The organism is Massilia aurea, assembly GCF_014200505.1.
GTDB classification, from domain to species: Bacteria; Pseudomonadota; Gammaproteobacteria; order Burkholderiales; family Burkholderiaceae_D; genus Telluria; species Telluria aurea_B.
Genome location: NZ_JACHBX010000001.1, coordinates 1625712 through 1643266 on the forward strand (window position 1 = coordinate 1625712; position 17555 = coordinate 1643266).

General features: G+C 65.9%; 16 protein-coding genes. 6 read left to right on the top strand and 10 right to left on the bottom strand.

The window, feature by feature from the left end; all coding sequences use genetic code 11:
- Positions 1–20: 20 nt before the first annotated feature.
- Both HD842_RS07225 and HD842_RS07230 read right to left on the bottom strand, forming a co-directional pair.
- Entirely contained in the window at positions 21–806 is a 786-nt protein-coding gene (locus HD842_RS07225; protein ID WP_183552669.1) for a LytR/AlgR family response regulator transcription factor, read from the bottom strand.
- Complete coding sequence (locus HD842_RS07230) at positions 803–1894, bottom strand: sensor histidine kinase (RefSeq protein ID WP_183552671.1); 1092 nt, start codon at positions 1892–1894, stop codon at positions 803–805. The genes HD842_RS07225 and HD842_RS07230 overlap by 4 nt, the downstream gene beginning before the upstream one ends.
- Before the next feature lie 218 nt (positions 1895–2112).
- Here HD842_RS07230 and HD842_RS07235 point away from each other — a divergent pair, with 218 nt between their 5' ends.
- Positions 2113–3246, top strand: coding sequence for an alkene reductase (locus HD842_RS07235; RefSeq protein WP_183552673.1), 1134 nt, complete (start codon positions 2113–2115; stop codon positions 3244–3246).
- Here HD842_RS07235 and HD842_RS07240 read toward each other — a convergent pair.
- From HD842_RS07240 to HD842_RS07265, 6 genes are read right to left on the bottom strand one after another with little or no spacing between them, the layout of a single operon-like run.
- Entirely contained in the window at positions 3219–4316 is a 1098-nt protein-coding gene (locus tag HD842_RS07240; RefSeq protein ID WP_183552675.1) for an AAA family ATPase, read from the bottom strand. The two genes, HD842_RS07235 and HD842_RS07240, sit on opposite strands and share 28 nt — an antisense overlap.
- Entirely contained in the window at positions 4313–5659 is a 1347-nt protein-coding gene (locus HD842_RS07245; protein WP_229424626.1) for an AMP-binding protein, read from the bottom strand. Before HD842_RS07245 ends, HD842_RS07240 begins: the two co-directional genes overlap by 4 nt.
- Complete coding sequence (locus tag HD842_RS07250; protein WP_183552677.1) at positions 5656–6240, bottom strand: hypothetical protein; 585 nt, start codon at positions 6238–6240, stop codon at positions 5656–5658. The genes HD842_RS07245 and HD842_RS07250 overlap by 4 nt, the downstream gene beginning before the upstream one ends.
- A complete protein-coding gene (locus HD842_RS07255) occupies positions 6237–8015 on the bottom strand; it encodes a VWA domain-containing protein (protein WP_183552679.1) in 1779 nt (592 codons plus the stop codon). The genes HD842_RS07250 and HD842_RS07255 overlap by 4 nt, the downstream gene beginning before the upstream one ends.
- Positions 8012–8932: a hypothetical protein gene (locus tag HD842_RS07260; protein ID WP_183552681.1), complete on the bottom strand. Its 921-nt coding sequence runs from the start codon at positions 8930–8932 to the stop codon at positions 8012–8014. Before HD842_RS07260 ends, HD842_RS07255 begins: the two co-directional genes overlap by 4 nt.
- An 18-nt stretch (positions 8933–8950) precedes the next feature.
- Entirely contained in the window at positions 8951–10528 is a 1578-nt protein-coding gene (locus HD842_RS07265; RefSeq protein WP_183552683.1) for an AAA family ATPase, read from the bottom strand.
- A gap of 215 nt (positions 10529–10743) precedes the next feature.
- Here HD842_RS07265 and HD842_RS07270 point away from each other — a divergent pair, with 215 nt between their 5' ends.
- The 5 genes from HD842_RS07270 to HD842_RS07290 all read left to right on the top strand — a co-directional run bounded on the left by HD842_RS07270 (position 10744) and on the right by HD842_RS07290 (position 15414).
- The gene (locus HD842_RS07270) at positions 10744–12207 is read left to right on the top strand and encodes a M28 family peptidase (RefSeq protein WP_183552685.1); all 1464 of its coding nucleotides are present in this window, start codon (positions 10744–10746) and stop codon (positions 12205–12207) included.
- Positions 12208–12217: 10 nt separating this feature from the next.
- The gene (locus HD842_RS07275; protein WP_370660797.1) at positions 12218–12925 is read left to right on the top strand and encodes an MOSC domain-containing protein; all 708 of its coding nucleotides are present in this window, start codon (positions 12218–12220) and stop codon (positions 12923–12925) included.
- A gap of 136 nt (positions 12926–13061) precedes the next feature.
- Complete coding sequence (locus tag HD842_RS07280) at positions 13062–13481, top strand: hypothetical protein (protein WP_183552687.1); 420 nt, start codon at positions 13062–13064, stop codon at positions 13479–13481.
- A gap of 359 nt (positions 13482–13840) precedes the next feature.
- Positions 13841–14935, top strand: coding sequence for a porin (locus HD842_RS07285; RefSeq protein ID WP_183552689.1), 1095 nt, complete (start codon positions 13841–13843; stop codon positions 14933–14935).
- Positions 14935–15414 carry a PaaI family thioesterase gene (locus HD842_RS07290; RefSeq protein WP_183552691.1) on the top strand — a complete coding sequence of 160 codons (480 nt, stop codon included), beginning with the start codon at positions 14935–14937 and terminating at the stop codon, positions 15412–15414. The genes HD842_RS07285 and HD842_RS07290 overlap by 1 nt, the downstream gene beginning before the upstream one ends.
- 11 nt (positions 15415–15425) lie before the next feature.
- Here HD842_RS07290 and HD842_RS07295 read toward each other — a convergent pair whose 3' ends face one another.
- Together HD842_RS07295 and HD842_RS07300 are read right to left on the bottom strand one after the other, a co-directional pair.
- The gene (locus tag HD842_RS07295; protein ID WP_183552693.1) at positions 15426–16235 is read right to left on the bottom strand and encodes an IclR family transcriptional regulator; all 810 of its coding nucleotides are present in this window, start codon (positions 16233–16235) and stop codon (positions 15426–15428) included.
- Positions 16236–16332: 97 nt separating this feature from the next.
- Positions 16333–17538 (bottom strand): CaiB/BaiF CoA transferase family protein, encoded by a 1206-nt coding sequence (locus tag HD842_RS07300; protein WP_183552695.1) that lies wholly within the window; start codon positions 17536–17538, stop codon positions 16333–16335.
- Positions 17539–17555 lie beyond the last annotated feature (17 nt).

Genomic DNA, 17555 nt, shown 5'->3' on the forward strand with positions numbered 1-17555 from the left:
GCTGTGCTTCGGTGCATGCACTACATCTGCCTGAACAAATGCGCATATACGGGACTGACACGCGGCTTTTCGGGCCGGCCACGCAACGTCAGCATCACCTTGCCCAGATCATCGCGCACCGCGCTGGTAACGCATCCCATATTGACCACCGTGCTGCGGCTTACCTGACGAAACTGCGCGCTGTCGAGCTGCGGCAGCAGTTCCTTCAGGGGTACCCGGATCAGCGCTTCGGCGTCGGCGGTGACCACATTGACATACTTGTCGATCGCCTGGAAGTACACGACGTCTGACACCGGAATCATGCGCACCGCGTTGCCGACCGCCGCCCGGATCACGCCCAAGCGCTCGCTTGGTGCGGCGCGCGGTGCCAGCGCCTGCAACTGCCCGAGCAGCTGGCCCAGTGCATCCGGCGCCAGCGTCGTGCGCGCCTCCAACGCGCCACGCAGGCGCTCGACGGTCTTGCCCAGCCGCGCGCTGCTGACCGGCTTGAGCACATAGTCGAACGCCGCGTGCTCGAAGGCCTGCACCGCGTAGTCATCAAACGCGGTGACGAACACGATGTGCGGAAACGGCGACGGTCCGTCCCAGCGCTCGGCCAGTTCTTCGGCCACTTCCAGCCCGCTCTGACCCGGCATGCGGATGTCCAGGAACAGCACGTCCGGTCGCAGCGCCAGGGCCTGCTCCACGGCGACCACGCCGTTGGGCGCAGTCGCGACGATGTCGAGGCCGGGCCACAGGCCTTGCAGTGTTTTGGCCAGCGTGGCGGCCAGGATCGGTTCATCTTCGGCAATCAGCGCACGGGTCATTCGTCGAACTCCAGAGGAAGGGTCAATCGGGCCAGCGTACCTTGCGGCGGCGCCGGATTCAAGGTCATCGATGCGCGCTCACCATACAGGGCCTCGAGCCGTTCACGCGACGTGGCCACGCCGACGCCACCACCACGCCGCGCAGGCACCTGGCCCAGACCCAGCCCCGTATCGTGGACGTCAAGCACCAGGCTGTCGCCCTCGATCGCCGCGCTGATGGTGATCTCGCCGCCATCGATCTTCGGCTCCACGCCGTGCACGATCGCATTCTCGACCAGCGGTTGCAACAGCATCGTGGGCAGGCGCGCGGTGCGCAGCGCCGGCGGCAGGTCGAGCCGGTAGCGCAGCCGTTCGCCCATACGCACGCCCATCAGGCCCAGGTACGCCCCCATGGCGGTAAATTCCTGCTCGAGCGTCGTGGTCTCGCTGCGCGATACGCTCAGCGTGGCGCGCAGATACTGGATCAGTTGGTCGAGCATGTCGCTGGCCCGCGCCGGGTCGAGCGCGATCAGGCCCTGCAGATTGGCCAGCGTATTGAACAGCATGTGCGGTTCGATCTGGGCCTGCAGCAGGCGCAGCTGCGCCTGTAACGCCTGGCGCTCGATGATCTGCGCGCGCAGGTGCGCCTCGGCCTGCTCTTCCTGGGCCCGCCGCATGCGTTCGCGGTTCCGGATCAGCACGACCATCAGTGTCGTGCCCAGGAAGGTGAAGACGATCATGCTGATGCGGTCGGCGGACGGGTATTCCGCCAGCGTGGGCGTACGAATGCCGAGCAACAGCCCGGCCGTGTACAGGCCGGTGAAGTGGGCAACCGGCGCCGCCAGCACCGCCAGCGCAGCGAACATGGCCCATTCGCGCAGACGCCAGACCGGCCGCTTGATGAACAGCAGCCGCCCGCTGTACACGATCGTGAAGGCCACGATGCCAATCAGGACCGAGACCAGCATGTTTTCGAGAAAGCGTCCCGTGACCAGGCTGATGAAACATGCCAGCAGCGCGCTGATGCCGATCGACAGCGGAAAATCGGTCAGTACGCGCCGCAGGCGCGCACGTCGTTGCTGGTGAATCGGCGGGGAGATGCTGGCCATGTGGACTCGCTTCAGAAAATCACGGTAATAAGGACAGGGACAACCCATTGTGCCGAGCCGGCGTGCCAGCGGCAAGGGACGGTGCGACGAATTGGCAAAAGGCGGGAGTGAACCCGGCCTCGCAGAGCGCGATGATCCGATTCGCTAGCGTGCCGGTCATTCAATTCTCCGAATTCATTTATGCTGGCCGCATCCATTCACAACGCTACAAGGACGCCATGCACCAGTTATTCTCGCCATTCAAGCTCGCTTCTCTCCCTCTCGTCAACCGCGTCGTGATGGCGCCCCTGACCCGGGCCCGTGCGCCGGACGACGTCGCCACTGAAACCGTCGCGCTGTATTACACCCAGCGCGCCACCGCTGGCCTGATCGTCAGCGAAGGCACGCCCATTTCCCGCGAAGGCCAGGGTTACCTGTTCAATCCCGGCATCTACACGCCGGCGCAGATCGCCGGCTGGCGCTTGACGACCCAATCCGTGCATGCCATTGGCGCGAAGATGTTCGCGCAGCTCTGGCACGTGGGCCGCGTGTCGCACCCGAGCATCCAGACCGATGGCATCGATCCCGTCAGCGCCAGCTCGAAAACCGCGCAAGGCGCCATGGCCTATGGTGTCAAGGATGACGGCACGCCGGGCATGGTGGCCACCACGAAACCGCGCCAGCTTGCGACCGACGAGGTGGCGCGCGTGGTGCAGGATTTTGCCAACGCCGCTGCCAATGCCATCGAGGCCGGTTTCGACGGCGTCGAGATCCACGGCGCCAATGGCTATCTGCTGGAGCAGTTCCTCAACCCGCTGGTCAATGACCGCGATGACGAATACGGCGCGGCCACGATGGACAACCGCCTGCGCTTTGCCCTGGCAGTCGTCGATGCCGTCGTCGCCCGCATCGGCCGCGAGCGCGTGGGCATCCGCCTGTCGCCCTACGGCCGCCTGTTCGACATGCCGCTGTACGACGACATCGACGCGACCTACACCGCGCTGGTCGCCGCGCTCGGGGAACGCCGCATCGCCTATGTCCACATCATGGACCAATCCGGCTACGGCATGGGCGACAAGGCGTCCGGGCCGACCGTGTCCGACAAGATCCAGGACTTGCTGCGCGCCTTCCGCCCCACGCTGCCCGAAACTGCACTGATCCTGGCTGGCGGCATGACGCGCGAGCGCGCCGACAAGATGATCGACGATGGCATGATCGACCTGGCGGCGTTCGGCCAGCCGTTCATCTCGAATCCCGACCTGGTCGCGCGCCTGCGCAACGGCTGGCCATTGGCCGAGCCGGACCGCAGCACCTACTACGGGGGTGATGCCAGGGGCTATATCGATTACCCGCCGTACGCCGCGCAGGCCTGATCGTCCAGGGCCCCAGACGTCAGCACTGCGTGCGCTTTCGCGAGACGCTGCTCCAGGGGCCCTTCGAGCAGCAAATACGGCATGCCCAGCCGCTCAAGCGCTGCAAGATACCAGCGGTGCTGGTGCGCGCGAAACGCCGCGTCGCGCCGGGTGCCGTCCTGGATGAACGGGATGTCCGGCGCGCACATGAACGTCACAGCATACGGGCGGCGCGCCAGCGCCTCGAGCGCGGCATCGGCGCGCCCGAATCCATCGAGACTGTAGAACAGTGACGTCAGCGCACTGCCATCGCAGATCAGCCAGCGCTTCGCCTCGCGCGCCAGCAAGTCTTCGCGCGCCACCTGGCCCTGGCCGATGCTGAGCATATCCTCGTAACCGAGCTTGCCGCCCTGCGCATCCCAGCGTTCACGCCCGACCTCCGGCGCCCAGCACGTGCCGAGGCGCGCGGCCAGGCTGGCAGCAAGCGTCGTCTTGCCGCTCGACTCCCCGCCCAGCAGGCACACGCGTTCGATGAAATGGGCGCGCACCGCAGGATGCAGATAGGCATACGCCAGATGCGGCTGCGCGCGCACGGCCGTTCCCGACACCGGCACCGCCAGCCGCTGCCGGTCAACGCAGACATGCTGCACGGGCGCCGGCGCGCCCAGCTGCGCGCCATACCAGGCGCCCAGGTGGGCCGCGAAACCGTCGCCATACGCTTCGCTGGTGAAAACGGCATCAGCCCTGGTATCGCACAATGCCCAGCTGACCCATGCGGTGAATTCGCGCTGAATAGCGGGATCGGCATCGTTGTGCGGCAACCGGCGCTGCGGCAGGCCGCGTTTACGACACAACCGCGCCAGGATCGCGTCGTCGAGCACCAGGCTGCGCACCTGCGGGAACAGCTCGTCCAGCCAGGCCTGGCGCGCGGCCGGCCCGCAGCGGTCGAACCCGGGATTGGTATAACTGATGACCAGCAGCGCGTCGCATCGGGCCAGCGCGGTCTGGATCAGGAACATGTGGCCCCGATGCAGCGGACAGAATTTGCCGACCACCAGGCCTTGCCGGAAGCGGGTCGCGGGAATCGTCATGTGTGCGATCCTTCCAGGCTGGAGGTGTACTGCAGCGTCTTATCCGCCGCGTGCAGCACCTCGACCGCCACCGTCCCCGCACCGAACAGGCGTTCGAGGGAAGCCCGTGCCGGCACTGCGTAGTGCATCGCATTGGGCGCCACTTGCAGCGACACATTGCCGTCCGCGCCCTGGTGCAGATGAAAGTGCGACAACGGAAACGGCTCGAGCGCATGGGTAACGTCGATGTTGTTGATCCAGCCGGCCAGCGCGCGGTAGCGCACGGGCTGCCGGCCGCACAGACCGATCAGCACCGGCCCGTGCGCGCTCGAACGCAGTGACGCGTAGTCGCCTGTGCGGTAGCGCAGCAGGGGCAGGCAGTCGTTGAAGCCACCCGTCACCGTGATTTCGCCCGAGGTGCCGGGATTGACAGGTCGGCCGTCGCGGTCCAGAATTTCGACGTAGAGCTGCGGCTGCAGCAGCAGGTGGCCATCGAGCGCGGCATCGAATACGCCCACCGGCCCGACTTCGCCCAGCGAATAGATGTCCAGTACCGGACAGCCAAAGCGCTGTTCGAGCTGCATGCGCAAGGCCGGCATCAGCTGCATCGAGACCGAGATCAGCGCGCGCGGGGCATGCGTCAATGGCAATGTCAGATACTCGGTGAACGAGATCGGATCGCCGGCCACGATCTCGGGCGCCAGCGCGTCCAGGTAGCGCGCGCGGTCCAGCGGATCGCGCCAGTCGTTCGGGTGCAGGTTCAGCTTCGCCAGGCCCGACTCGCCCATCGTGGGCGTGACCGAGACATAGGTGAAACAGCGTTCCTGAAAGCCGAGCAGCACCACCCCCACCTGGCCAGCGCCATACTGCGCTTCGATGCCGAGCCGGCGCAGCGCGCGCTTGTGAAACGCAGCGTAGCGCGCGGCGACCACCGGGTGCGATGGAATCAGCAGCGGATGGCCGGTCGTGCCGGTCGTGCGAAACTGGATCATGCGTTCGAGCGGGACGTCGTCGGGCACGAATTGCGCGATGTCAGCCGACAAATCGGCGCGCGACACCGGCGCCACCTGGTCGAATGCCCGCGGGGGTGAGCCACGCTGCCGGTAATGCGGCACGGTCGCATGCATCCTGGCGATCAGCGGGTCCACCCACGGCGGCGGTTTGCCCGGCGTCGCGTGCAGCGGCGCATTGACGATCTCGCGCTCGAATGCCTGCTGGGCCTCGACTTCGTGCGCCTGCAGGCGGTTGCCGCTGGCGTTGCGAAACACGGGTGCGCTCGGATGCCGACGCAGGAAGTCCAGCATGCGCTGGCCTTCGGTGGTCAAGGTCGGGAAGCGCTCGCGATCGGCAAGGTCAGTCATCATTCACGCGTCCACTTGTCGGCCGACTCTTCTGCCACCTTGCGCGCCAGGGCCTCGCGAACCTCACGCGCCCGTTTTTCGGCCTGTCGGCTTGCCGCCAGCAAGGCACGCCGCTGGATCGCGCTGATGGCCGACAGCCGGTCCTGCGCCTGGGCCGGTGTCTCGCCCAGCGGCCGCAAGCCAAGCCGGGCAAGCAGTGCGCGCACCAGTTCTTCGCGCCGCTCGGCATCATGCACGAATGCGTGCGCCGGTGTGATCGCCGCCATCTCCGCCACCAGTGCGCCCACGACGTCTTCGAGCGCTGGGTGCGGCAGGTCCACGCCGATCAAAGCCTCGTCGGCCAGCAGCCAGCAGGCGACTGCTGCCAGCGCCAGCCGGTTGCGGTCGGCGTGCGCGCTGCGGCCCTGAAAGCCGGCCAGCAGTTCACCCGATGCATGCAGCCCATGCATGCGCAGCACATCGCCGACGATGGCCGCGACGGCCATCTCGCCGTGCCCGGCCACCGATGGTTCACCGAGAAACTCCGCGGGGATGTCTGCCAGCCGGCGGGTCAGCGCGGCCAGGTCGGCATAGTCGGTGTTCATCGCTGCGCGCCGTAATGACGGGCGCTGAACGCGCGGGCGAAATCGACCAGCTGGCCCATGTCGGTGACGGCGTGGATGGCCCAGCCTTCGCGGTCGCGGGCGCGCTGCAACTGGCCCCATGGATTGTTGCCCGGGGCCCCCGCCCAATCCTCCCAACAGGCCGGCATATCGAGCGCCATCGTGCCGCCACCGCCGGCCGCGCGCAAGGCGGCGGCCGCCACGTCCCAGCCGCTGTTGCCCCGCTCGTCCCGGTCGAACATCGTCGTGATGCCGCTGTCCGAGATCATCAGGATGTGGGTCATGCGCTGGCGCTGGCCCTGCGCCGGGTAAGTGTCGCGCAGGCGGTGGATCGGAAAACAGGTACTCCCGCCGAAGAAGCCGGTCAGCACATGCAGGATCTGGTCGGTGTCGCGCACGAAACCGGTCGTGCCCATCACATCGCGCTTGCCGCTCCATAGCGTGACCTGCACCGACGCGCCGGCGCGCAGCGCCGACAGGGCAACGATGGCGCCGGCCAGCGCCGGAAACGACGTGCTCCCCTGCGGATTCGGCATCGAGCCGGAACTGTGGACATACAGGTCCAGGTCGACCGGAACCGGCCGCTTCTCGAACGCCGGCTCTTCGGTCATGCGGCGCTGCATGATGGTAAAGCCGGGGATCGGGGTCGGCGACAGCGCCAGGCTGTGCAGCCAGTCGACGCGCTCGATCGAGTCCCCCAGTTCCCAGGGTTCGAGCCCTTCCATCTCGGGTTCAGGTGCGCGCGGGCTGGGGCGGCGCGGGAAGTCGACCAGATGCGGCAGTGCGCGTTCGCGGTAGTAGCGCATCGCAATGGCATGCGGGCTCAGTACCACGCCGCCCGCGCGCAGGATCTCGCCGTACTCGAAAGGCTCGCGCGCTTGGCCGGTCGAGCGCGTGGTAGCCGGTTGCGGCTCGGACGTACCCACGTCGTCACCACTGACCGCGGGATCGTCGAGCGGGTGCACGATGTCGTCGTCTTCGTCGGGATCGAATGCATGCAGCCCGTCCGGCAGGCAGCCCTCGGCGGCGGCGCCGGTGTCATGCCAGGCCTGCAGCTTTTCGTGTGCTGCCTCGTCGTTCAGCAGATAGGGCAGCACCAGCGTGGCGAAGCGCCCGGCGCCACGCATCCAGTCGGCGCCGTACACGCGAATCACGCGCGCACCGAGCCAGGCGTCGGTATCGAGTGCGTCAGCGTCAGCAAAGCCGCTGCCGGCCAGCTGACCGGGCGCCAGTTGCCACAGGTGTTCGTAGATGCGCATGTACAGCGTCCACATGCGGCTGGCCGGTCCTGCCGGCGCCTGCGCCAGTGCGCGGTAGATTGCCACCATGCGCAGGCCCGCCTGGCGCTGCAAGCGGTCGTTGATGCACAGGTCCGTGTACAGGTTGGCGACCATCGCCGCATGCTGTTCGAGCGTCGGCAAGGCCCGCCGCATCCGGGCGATCAGGCGAAAATGGTCGAGCGCCGTGGCCGGGGCCAGCACGTGGTGCCCGATTTCGTGGGCCAGGATTTCGACGCCGAAGTCTTCCAGCGCGTACTGGCGCACCGCCTGCAGGTCGATCACGACGCTCTGGTCGAGCAGGCGGATCATCGCGAAGCTGCCGCTCAACCCTTCCCCGGCGGCGCTGACCGTCGTGCTGCACAGTCGCGGATCGCGCAGGCGTGTGTAGCGGCTCCAGACCGCCAGTGCCTCGGGCCAGGCGGCGCGCCAGCGCGCGATCAGCGCGTCGTCGACCGGCGGGGTGCGTGGCCGGCTCATGAGCGCGCCTCCAGTCGGATCGCATGGGTAAACGGCGACGTGATCGCGATGGTCGTGGCGTTCGCACACGCCTGCGCATGGGCGAGCATGGTCGGCACCCGGCCAGGGTCGGCGCGCTCGAACTCGGCCAGCGTTGCCGCTTGCAGCGACGCGCCGTAGGCATCGGCCAGCAAGAAGAATACTCGCCCGCCCGCATGCACCAGGAAGCCGTCGCCATCCGGCTTCACCATGGGCGGCGCATCAAACGGGCCGCCAAAGCCGGTGAACGCGCCGAAGGTGCGGGTCCGGGACGCGTGCGGATCGGCTCCCTGCCACCACGGGTCGCCGGGCAGTTGCCGTAACAGTGCATCAATCTGCATGCCATCGGGCGCGTGCAAAGCGGCCAGCGCCAGCGGTGCGGGCAGCCCTGCCGCCGCGGCGAGCGCACCGGCGCGAAAATGTGCGGCGCCGGCGCGCCAGGCCGCGATCTGTCCCACGGCTCGCAAGGCATCGACCGAGCCAACCTGCGTCGCAAGGCCGCCCATGTCATCCATCCACTGCGTCAGCCGCGTTCCCGGAACTGTCTCCAGGTGCACCACGGCGTTGCTCAGCATTCCGAGGACCTGCACCGGCTCGCGCGCGATCAGCGTGGCAAAGCGGGGAAACAGCGTGCGCCACGCGTGCTGCAGCACTGGCGAGCGCGCCGCTGGCCCGATCAGTGTGCGGCCGGCCAATGCCAGCCCGAGATCGTAGATGCTGTCGACGACCGGCTGCACGCGTTCGGGCGCCACCGCGTCGACGATCGCGCCAGCGTTGTCGAGAAACGCGCGAAACACGTCGTGCGACAGCATCGGATAGCGCCGCTGCGCCTCGCGCATGCGTGCGTTGTACTGGTCGCGCCCTGCTGCGAGGACGCCGGCGTAGGCAGGCTTGAGCATCAGGTGGGCTTGAACATCCTACTGCGCGCGCAGCCACGCCAGATAATTGGTGTAGCGCTGGTGCAGGTACTTCAGCTTGAGCAGGTCGTCGTACAGGTGACCGTACAGCTTCTTGCCCTTGGTCAGACTGGCGATCAGCTTTTCGATCCTGACCAGGCGCGCACGGGTCTCGCGCTCGGAGACGCCATCGAGGCCCTGGGCGAACAGCGCCGCCATCTCGCCGACCGGATCGTCGTGTTCCAGATTCAGGCGCAGGAACTCGGCGTTGGAGAGGTCGAACAGATGCCGCAGCCAGCTGACACGATCGGTGCGATACGGCGCGTGTTCTGGCACCGCAAAGAACGGCGCATCCAGGTCGGGATGCAGCTTGTCGCGCAGGACGAACGGCAAGACCTGGCGCAGGTCTTCCAGCTCGACCGCCGGATTACCCCGGAAATACGCCAGCGCCTTGGCATACACCAGCAGCGTCATGAGATTGCGCACCGAGACGCCGTTGCGGGTCTGGCAGCCCAGATCCTTCAAGCGGTCGCGCCCCGTGTCGGCTGCCGTGATGTCGCGCCAGTCGACGCCCGACAGGCGCGCCGTGTCCTTGGTCATGTACTCGAACTGGCCACCGGCCGCATCGAGCAGCTCGAACTGGCTGGCGAAGAATTCGAGGCGCCGCCGCACGTCCTCGGGCACCGCGATCGCGCGCACTTCCCGGCCCATCGTGTCGACGTCAAGCTCGGAGAAGATCAGTTCGGGTGGCATCAGTTCTTCGGGGCGCACGTCTTCTTCGATGCGCACCAGAAGATCGTCCAGGAAGCGGGGATTGAACGCGAGGGCCTGGACGATCACGTCGATGCGGTCGCGCAGCGCCTCGATCACCTGGTAGGTGCCGCCGCCCTGATCATCGTTGGCAGTCAGGAACCAGCTCGACTCCGGGCACTCGAACACCTGGTCGAGCACCTCGGCGTAGTTGTCACCCATGACGGTCAGCAGCGCGCTCTGGGTGCGGGTCGGAATGCGGTTGTATTCGTCGATGATCTTGACCCGCATCGACAGCCAGGCGCGCCACGAAATACGGATCGCCTCCATGCTTTGCGCGTTGACCATATCGGCTGGCAGCGGGTTGCCGAGCAGGTCGGCAATCGTCATCTGCGGGTGGCCATGCTGCATCGCGCGCCGCACGTCACGCACCGGGACACCGGCCAGCACGCCCATCAGGATCGCGCTGGCCGTCTTGCCGCGCCCGGGCCCGCCTACAAACAGGCACTTGCGGCGCGTGGCAAACGTCAGCAGCGGCAGCAGCACGTAACTGGAATAGCTTTGCCCCGACGGCAGCGTCAATACGCGCTTGCTGTCGCCGACCGTGAACGTCTGCGCCGGCCCGTCGTTGTATTCGATGTCGTAGTGCGGGCTGATGATCGCCTTGTTGACGATCCAGAAGTACGCTTGGCGCAGCTTTTCGTCCAGACCGGGCGCCGCGCCTGGCACGGCCTCGCCCGCATCGACCGGGCCGCGGTACAGGTCGGCCACGTCGAACTCGCGCGTGGTGGGCTTGGCATGCGGATTGGTCGGCGCGCGCGATATTTTCTGAAAGAAGTCGAAAGCCAAAGCACATTCTCCGGTAGGTCACGATGACAGGCGGTGCATTGTGCTCGGTGCTGCGTGCACCGTCGCCATGCTACCTGCTTGCCGCGCCGGGATCAATGCGCCATCGCGCCCGCATTGCGGGCGCGCGCCAGTTGATTCGGCGTGCATATCCCGGTTGACCCGCTTCGCCCCACCATGTCATATTGCCATCCTCATCAATCCACGGAAGTCCTCGCATGCGTCACCTTGCCTCCGCGCTGTCCATTTCCATCGCCCTCGCCCTGACCGGGTGCGCCACCTCGGCCCAGGGGCCGCAGACGTCAGGGCGCGATGCGCTGACCTCCAGCATCTCGGCCGACTCGCTGCGTGGCCACCTGTCGTTCCTGTCGTCCGACCTGCTCGAAGGGCGCGGCACGCCGTCGCGCGGCGTTGACCTGGCGGCGGAATACATCGCGGCGCAGTTCCGCCGCGCGGGGCTCGAGGCGGCGGGCGACGATGGCTACTTCCAGACCGCGAACTGGCAATACGCCAAGCGCAGCCCGCAGGACATCGCATTGACGGTGACGGCCGGCGGCAAGACCATGACCCTCGACGGCACGGGCGCATCGGCCAACTTCGTCGATTCGGTCACGCTGGCGCGCACGCCTGCCGTCTTCATGACCTGGCAGGCGGCGCTGGACGATCCGGATAAAGCCAACGGCAAGGTGCTGGTCGTGCCGGCCGCCGCGATCCCTGGCGCAGGCGCCGCGCTGCAAGCCAAACTGAAAAGCAAGCCGGCGCTGATCGTGCTGATCGACCGCGAGCGGCGCCAGGCGCGCACGCAGGGCGGCTGGCTGATCGACCCGAGCGTGGCAGTGGCGAAAGGTGGCGCGCCGGTCGTGCTGGTGCATGCAGCCGATGCCGCGACCGCGCTCGAACAGGGCGGCGCCACCGTCGCTGCGAAGATCGTCGCGCCCGAGATCGCGCCGACCAAACTGCGCAACGTGATCGGCGTGCTGCGCGGTTCGGACCCGGCTCTGAAAAGCACCTATGTGATGCTCAGCGCGCACTACGACCACCTGGGCATCCGCGACGGCGAGATCTTCAACGGCGCCAACGACGATGGCAGCGGCACCGTGTCGGTGATCGAGATCGCCGCCAGCATGGCGGCGCAAAAGGAACGCCCGCGCCGCAGCATCGTGTTCGTCGCGCTGTTCGGCGAAGAACTGGGCCTGCTTGGCTCACGCTACTATGCAAAGCACCCCGTGTTTCCGCTGAAGGACACCGTGATGAACCTGAACCTCGAGCAGCTTGGCCGCACCGACGACAGCGAAGGCCCGCAACTGCGCTCCGCCACGATGACCGGCTTTGACTATTCGACCGTCGGCACGACGCTGCAACGCGCGGGCGAACAGACCGGCATCCGCTTCTGGAAGCATCCAACCAACAGCGACCGTTATTTTGCGCGCAGCGACAACCAGGCGCTGGCCGATGCCGGCGTGCCGGCCCACACGCTGTGCGTGGCATTCGGCTTCCCTGATTACCACGGCAAAGACGATACCTGGGACAAGGTCGACTACGACAACCTGGCCAGCGTGAACCGCATGATCGCCGTGGCGTTGCAGGACATCGCCAACGATCCGGCCAAGCCGGCGTGGACGGCCGTGCCCAACGCCGCCAAGTACCGCGCTGCGGCAGCCGCGCTGCAATCGTCGAAGTAAGCGTAGCCCGGTGAAGCTGGCCAGCCTGTCGCTCCGCCCGCCCGGCAGCGCCGCGCCGCAGGCGGTGGAGCGGCTCACGCTCGTGGCCGATGCGGGGATCGACGGCGACCGCCACCGCGACCCGGCATCACCGCGCCAGTTGCTGCTGGCGAGCAGCGCGACCTATGCCGACTTCGATCTAACTCCCCACGCGCTACGCGAAAACCTGCTGCTCGATACGCCGATCGACGCCCTGCCCTCCGGCACCGTGCTGCAGATCGGCGACGAAGTCCAAGTGCGCCTGATGTTCGCGTGCGAAGCGTGCGGCCGGCTCGACCTGCATGGCGCACATGTCGCCGCCCGCATCGGCGCCCGGCGCGGCGTACTGGCGCGGGTCGTGCAAGATGGCGTCATCCGTACCGGCGATACGGTACGCGACCTGGGGCCATTGCTGCCAGCGTGGTCGGACGACTGGCATGAGCGCGTCGCGCAGGTGATCGACGCGATGCCGCCTGATACCGTGATCGAATACGCATTGCTGGCGCGCCTGGCCGGCATCCAGTCAACCTATTGCCGCGCCTTCCCGCGCTTTTTGGCGTCGCTTGGGCCGGCGTATGCAAGCCGCGCAATCGCTGCGCGGGCCGTCTCGGCGATGACCCACTGGGATGGCACTGGCTTGTTCGAGGATACGCGTCCGAAACAGGCCTCGGCGGCGGACACAACACTCGATTGTTGTTAAGTTATCTACCGCACAGCCGATGTGTTTTGGAAATGTTTTAATGCTTCTGTCGCGCACGATTGCGGTCGGGGCGTGAGTCAAAAAATTGGCAGCTGGTGTAAGCTGAATGACAACATTTAATTTTAAGGAGCACCCCATGAAAACCACGATTACCATTTCCGCCCTGATGCTGAGCGTCGCGATGCTGGCCGGTTGCAACAAGAACGACAATATGGGCCCTGCACAAGAAGCTGGCGCTGCCGTCGACAACGCAGGCGCCAAGGTTGCCGAAGAATCGAAAGAAGCCGCCGCTTCGGTCGATGCTGCTGCTGAACGCGCTGGCGACAAGATGGAAGTTGCTGCTGACAAGGCTGAAGCCAATATGGACGCTGCTGGTCAGCGTATCGACGCCGCGACCGACCGTGCCGGTGCACGTATCGACGCTGCTGGCGCAGAAGTGCGTCAGGAAAGCCGCGAAGCTGCTGCTGCCGCTAAAGAAGCCACCAGCAACGCAACCGCCGCTGCTGGCCGTAGCGTCGAGCGCGCTGGCGAAAAAATGCAGGACGCTTCGAAATAATTCGCACGAATTAGTTCGACCAGCAGTTCTGTAATGCGCAAGCCGCGACCCGGGCAACCGGTGTCGCGGCTTGTTCACATTGGGCACCCTCAGCGCAACAAACGCATCGCATTTCGCCAGGCAAACTGGTTGGTTCGCCCCTCAAAACCTTGTGTACCGGTTTCGACACGTTTCTCGCCAGAGTGAGCGAACTCTTGGCCCGAACTCGAATACCTGTTGACACTGTCAAACTGAAAAACCTACAGTTTCATTATTGAAGATCTGGTTCCGCAAAGAGAAACCCGCTTCATGGTTCGGATGTCGGCCATTGTGGTGGCCGGCGACGACCCGGCACCATCACAATAATGGAGACAGACCGAGTGAAGAAACACATCATCGCAATGGCGGCGCTATGCGCCTGCGTGTCAGCTGCACCAAGCGCGTCCGCGCAATCGGCCATTACCCTGTACGGCATCATCGATGCCGGCCTGACCCGTCTGACCAACGACGGCCCGCAAGGCGACCAGACCAAGGTCGATACCGGCCAGATGCAGGTGTCGCGCTGGGGCATCAAGGGACAGGAAGACCTGGGCGGCGGCATGAAGGCACGCTTCGGGCTGGAAGGCACGCTGCTCAATGACACGGGCGGCGCCGGCGTCCCGTTTGGCACACCATCCAGCACCAGCCTGTTCGACCGCGAAGCCACGGTCGGCATCGTCACCAACTACGGCGCGATCGACATTGGCCGCCAGAACATCGTCGGCATCATGTCGGTCGGCATGGCCGATCCGCTGGGCCTGGGCTTTGCCTCCAGCAGCCCGAACGTGCTGTTCTCGGCGATGAACAACGCCGCCGTGTATGCCCCCTACGGCGCCAACAATGGCGGCACGGCCCTGCGCCAGAACAACTCGGTCAAGTACACGTCGCCGGTCTTCAAAGGCTTGAGTTTCGCCTTGATGCGCGCATTCGGCGAGCAGGCGGGCAATGCGCAGAAAAGCTCGTACCAGGGTGGCGCGCTGCTGTACAACACCGGCAAGCTGGCCGTGGCCGGCGCCTATGCGCGCATGAAGAACATCACCGACACCGATCTGCTCACGTCGCACGCGTATGGCATCAAGTACGCGTTCCCGGCAGTGACGCTCAAGTCGACCTATTCTTGGAACGAACTGCGCAGCACTGGCCGCAAGATCGCGGTGCTCGGCGTCGGCGCCGATGTGCCGGTAGCGCCGGCCTTCCTGGTCACGGCTGCGGCCTACCAGGTCAAGCGCTCGGGCGACCTGAAGGACGATGCACAGCAATTCATCCTCATCGGCCGCTACCTGATGAGCAAGCGCACGACGGGCTACGTCTCGGTGGGCCACGCGGCGACCGACAGTATCGTCCAGACTGACCAGATCAACCTGGCCCAGAACTTCGTGGCGGTCGGCAGCGACTCGGCCAACCGGTTCACGATGGGCATCATGCACATGTTCTGATGACGACCCACGACGACGCGCATTCCGTACCACCCTCCGCCCCGCCCGGCTTCGAACGCCTCAACCGCGGCGGGCCTTACATGGCCAATCTGGGCGAGCTGTATTGCCGCCGGGGTGAGGCCGAACGCGAGGGCGAGATCGTGTTCGCGATGCGCATCGAGGACAAGCACACCAATATGCGCGGCATCGCGCATGGCGGGATGCTGGCCAGTCTGGCCGATTCCGCGCTTGGTCTGGGCTTGACGTTGTATTGCGAAGGACGCCAGTCATTCGTGACCGTCAACCTGAGCACCGATTTCATCGACGCGGCCCGGCCCGGCGACTGGGTCGAAGCGCATGTCGAGGTGCAGAAGCTGGGCAAGCGGATGGCCTTTGCCAACTGCTTCCTGCAGGTCGGCGCGCGCCGCATCCTGCGCGCCAGCGGCGTGTTTGCGGTGATGAACGCGTTGAATCCTGACCAGCTGACGGCCGGGTATTGAGCGCCGCCTGATTACGACTCGAGGCGGCGGGCCACCTCGATCAGGCGCGGGCGCACTTCATCGAGCAGGAAGGCGGTCGATACGCTCGACGAGGGGCCGCCGCAATTGATCGACATGATCTGGCTGCCACCGATCGGCATGAAGCCGACCGCGATCCCGTTAACGTCCTTCTGCCAGTCGCCGAACGAGGTCGTGCAGCCATACGTCTCGTAGTCGCTCAAGCCCTTGGCCAGACCCGTGCGCATGGCTTCGAACGCGGTTTCGTCCAGCTCCAGCGACCGGCTGAGGATATCCCTGCGTTCATTTTCGGCGGCCCGGGCCAGGTAGGCGCGGCCGATCGCGGACGTTGCCAGCGGCATGCGCGAGCCGACCTGCAGCGCCAGCGCCAGCGCCGCGCTGCTGCGGCACACCTCCACATAAATCATCGACAGCCGGTCACGCATCGCGATCGACACGGTGGTGCCGGAGAATTCGGCCAGCTCCTGCATCATCGGGCGCGCCAGCTGGCGGATATCGAGCCGGGCGAGCATGGCGCTGCCCAGGCCCAGCGTGGCGCTGCCGAGCGTATAACGGCCGCCCGGCTCCTGCGCCAGGTAGCCCAGCGTGGTCAGCGTGTAGGTGATGCGCGTGACAGTGGACTTGGGCAGGCCGCAGCGCTCGGCGATCTGCTGGTTGCTCAATCCCTTGTCGGCTGAGCGAAAGCAGGCCAGGACTTCGAGCCCACGCGCCAGCGCCGTGATGAAGTAGCGTTCTTCGACGCCGCGCGGCGTGTCTGCTGCAAGTGTCTGGATATCATCAGGAAGGGTGTCGCTCGCTGGCATGGGAAAGCCCTGGATAAAAATGGTGGTCAAATTCCATTCTAATCCAGTTCATTTCGCCAAGCAAAACCGGCAGGCAACAACAGTCGTGTTGACGCTATTAAACGACACCGCGCTCGCGCAAGCCGGCCAGCGTGACTGCTGACAAGCCAAGCAACTCGTGCAGCACGTCGTCCGTCCCCTCGCCCAGGCACGGCGGGCTACTGCGTACCGGCAGGCGTTCGCCATCGAAGCGATAGGGCGAGGCCAGCACCGGGACACTGCCCACAACGGGATGCGGCATGTCCTTGACCAGGCCGCCCTGCAGCGCACGGGTCGACGTCAATGCCTCATGCAGCCCGGCGACCTCGCCACAAGGGATACCGACCCGGCTCATGCACGCAAGCAGATCGCTGCGCGTGCGCTGCGCCAGTTCGCGTTTGATCTCGGGCATCAGTTCGTCGCGGTGCTGCGTGCGCGCCAGGTTGGTCTTGAAACGCTCATCCAGCGCAATGTCGGGACGCTCGATCACGTCATTGCAAAAGCGTATGAACTGGCTGTTATTGCCCACCGCAACGACCAGTGGACCATCCTTTGCCTCATACACGCCATACGGCATGATCGATGGATGCGCATTGCCGTAACGCGGCGGATCGTTCCCGCGCAGCAGCGCTTCCAGGCCGTAGTAGGCGGTGATCATCAGGCCGCAGTCGAACAATGCCATGCCGATGTGGCGGCCCTTGCCCGTCTTTTCGCGCTCGTACAGCGCCGCCAGCACGCCCTGCGCCGCATACATCCCCGTCATCATGTCGACCGCGGCCACGCCGAATTTCAACGGCGGCTGGGTCGGCTCGCCATTGAGCGCCATCAGGCCCGATTCGCCCTGGATCACCAGGTCGTAGCCGGGCCGCGCGGCTTCCGGACCGGTGCGGTCGTAACCGGTGATCGAGCAGTAGATCAGGCCCGGCTGCTCGTCCTTCAGGGCGTCGTAGCCCAGGCCCAGCCGCTCGATATCGCCGAACTTGAAGTTCTGGATCACGATGTCGCTCTTGCGGATCAGGTCCCGCGCGATGGTCTGGCCTTCAGGTGTTTTCAGGTCGAGGCACACCGAACGCTTGTTGCGGTTGACGCTATTGAAGTACGCGGTTTCGGTGGCGCCGATGCGCATGCCCCAGTCGCGCGTATCGTCGCCGCGCTCGGGATGCTCCACCTTGATCACTTCGGCGCCCAGGTCGCCCAGCACCATCGCGCACCACGGCCCGGCCAGCACACGGGAGAAGTCCAGCACGCGCACGCCGGAAAGAGGCAAAGCAGATTTGTCAGTCATAACACTCCAGATACCCG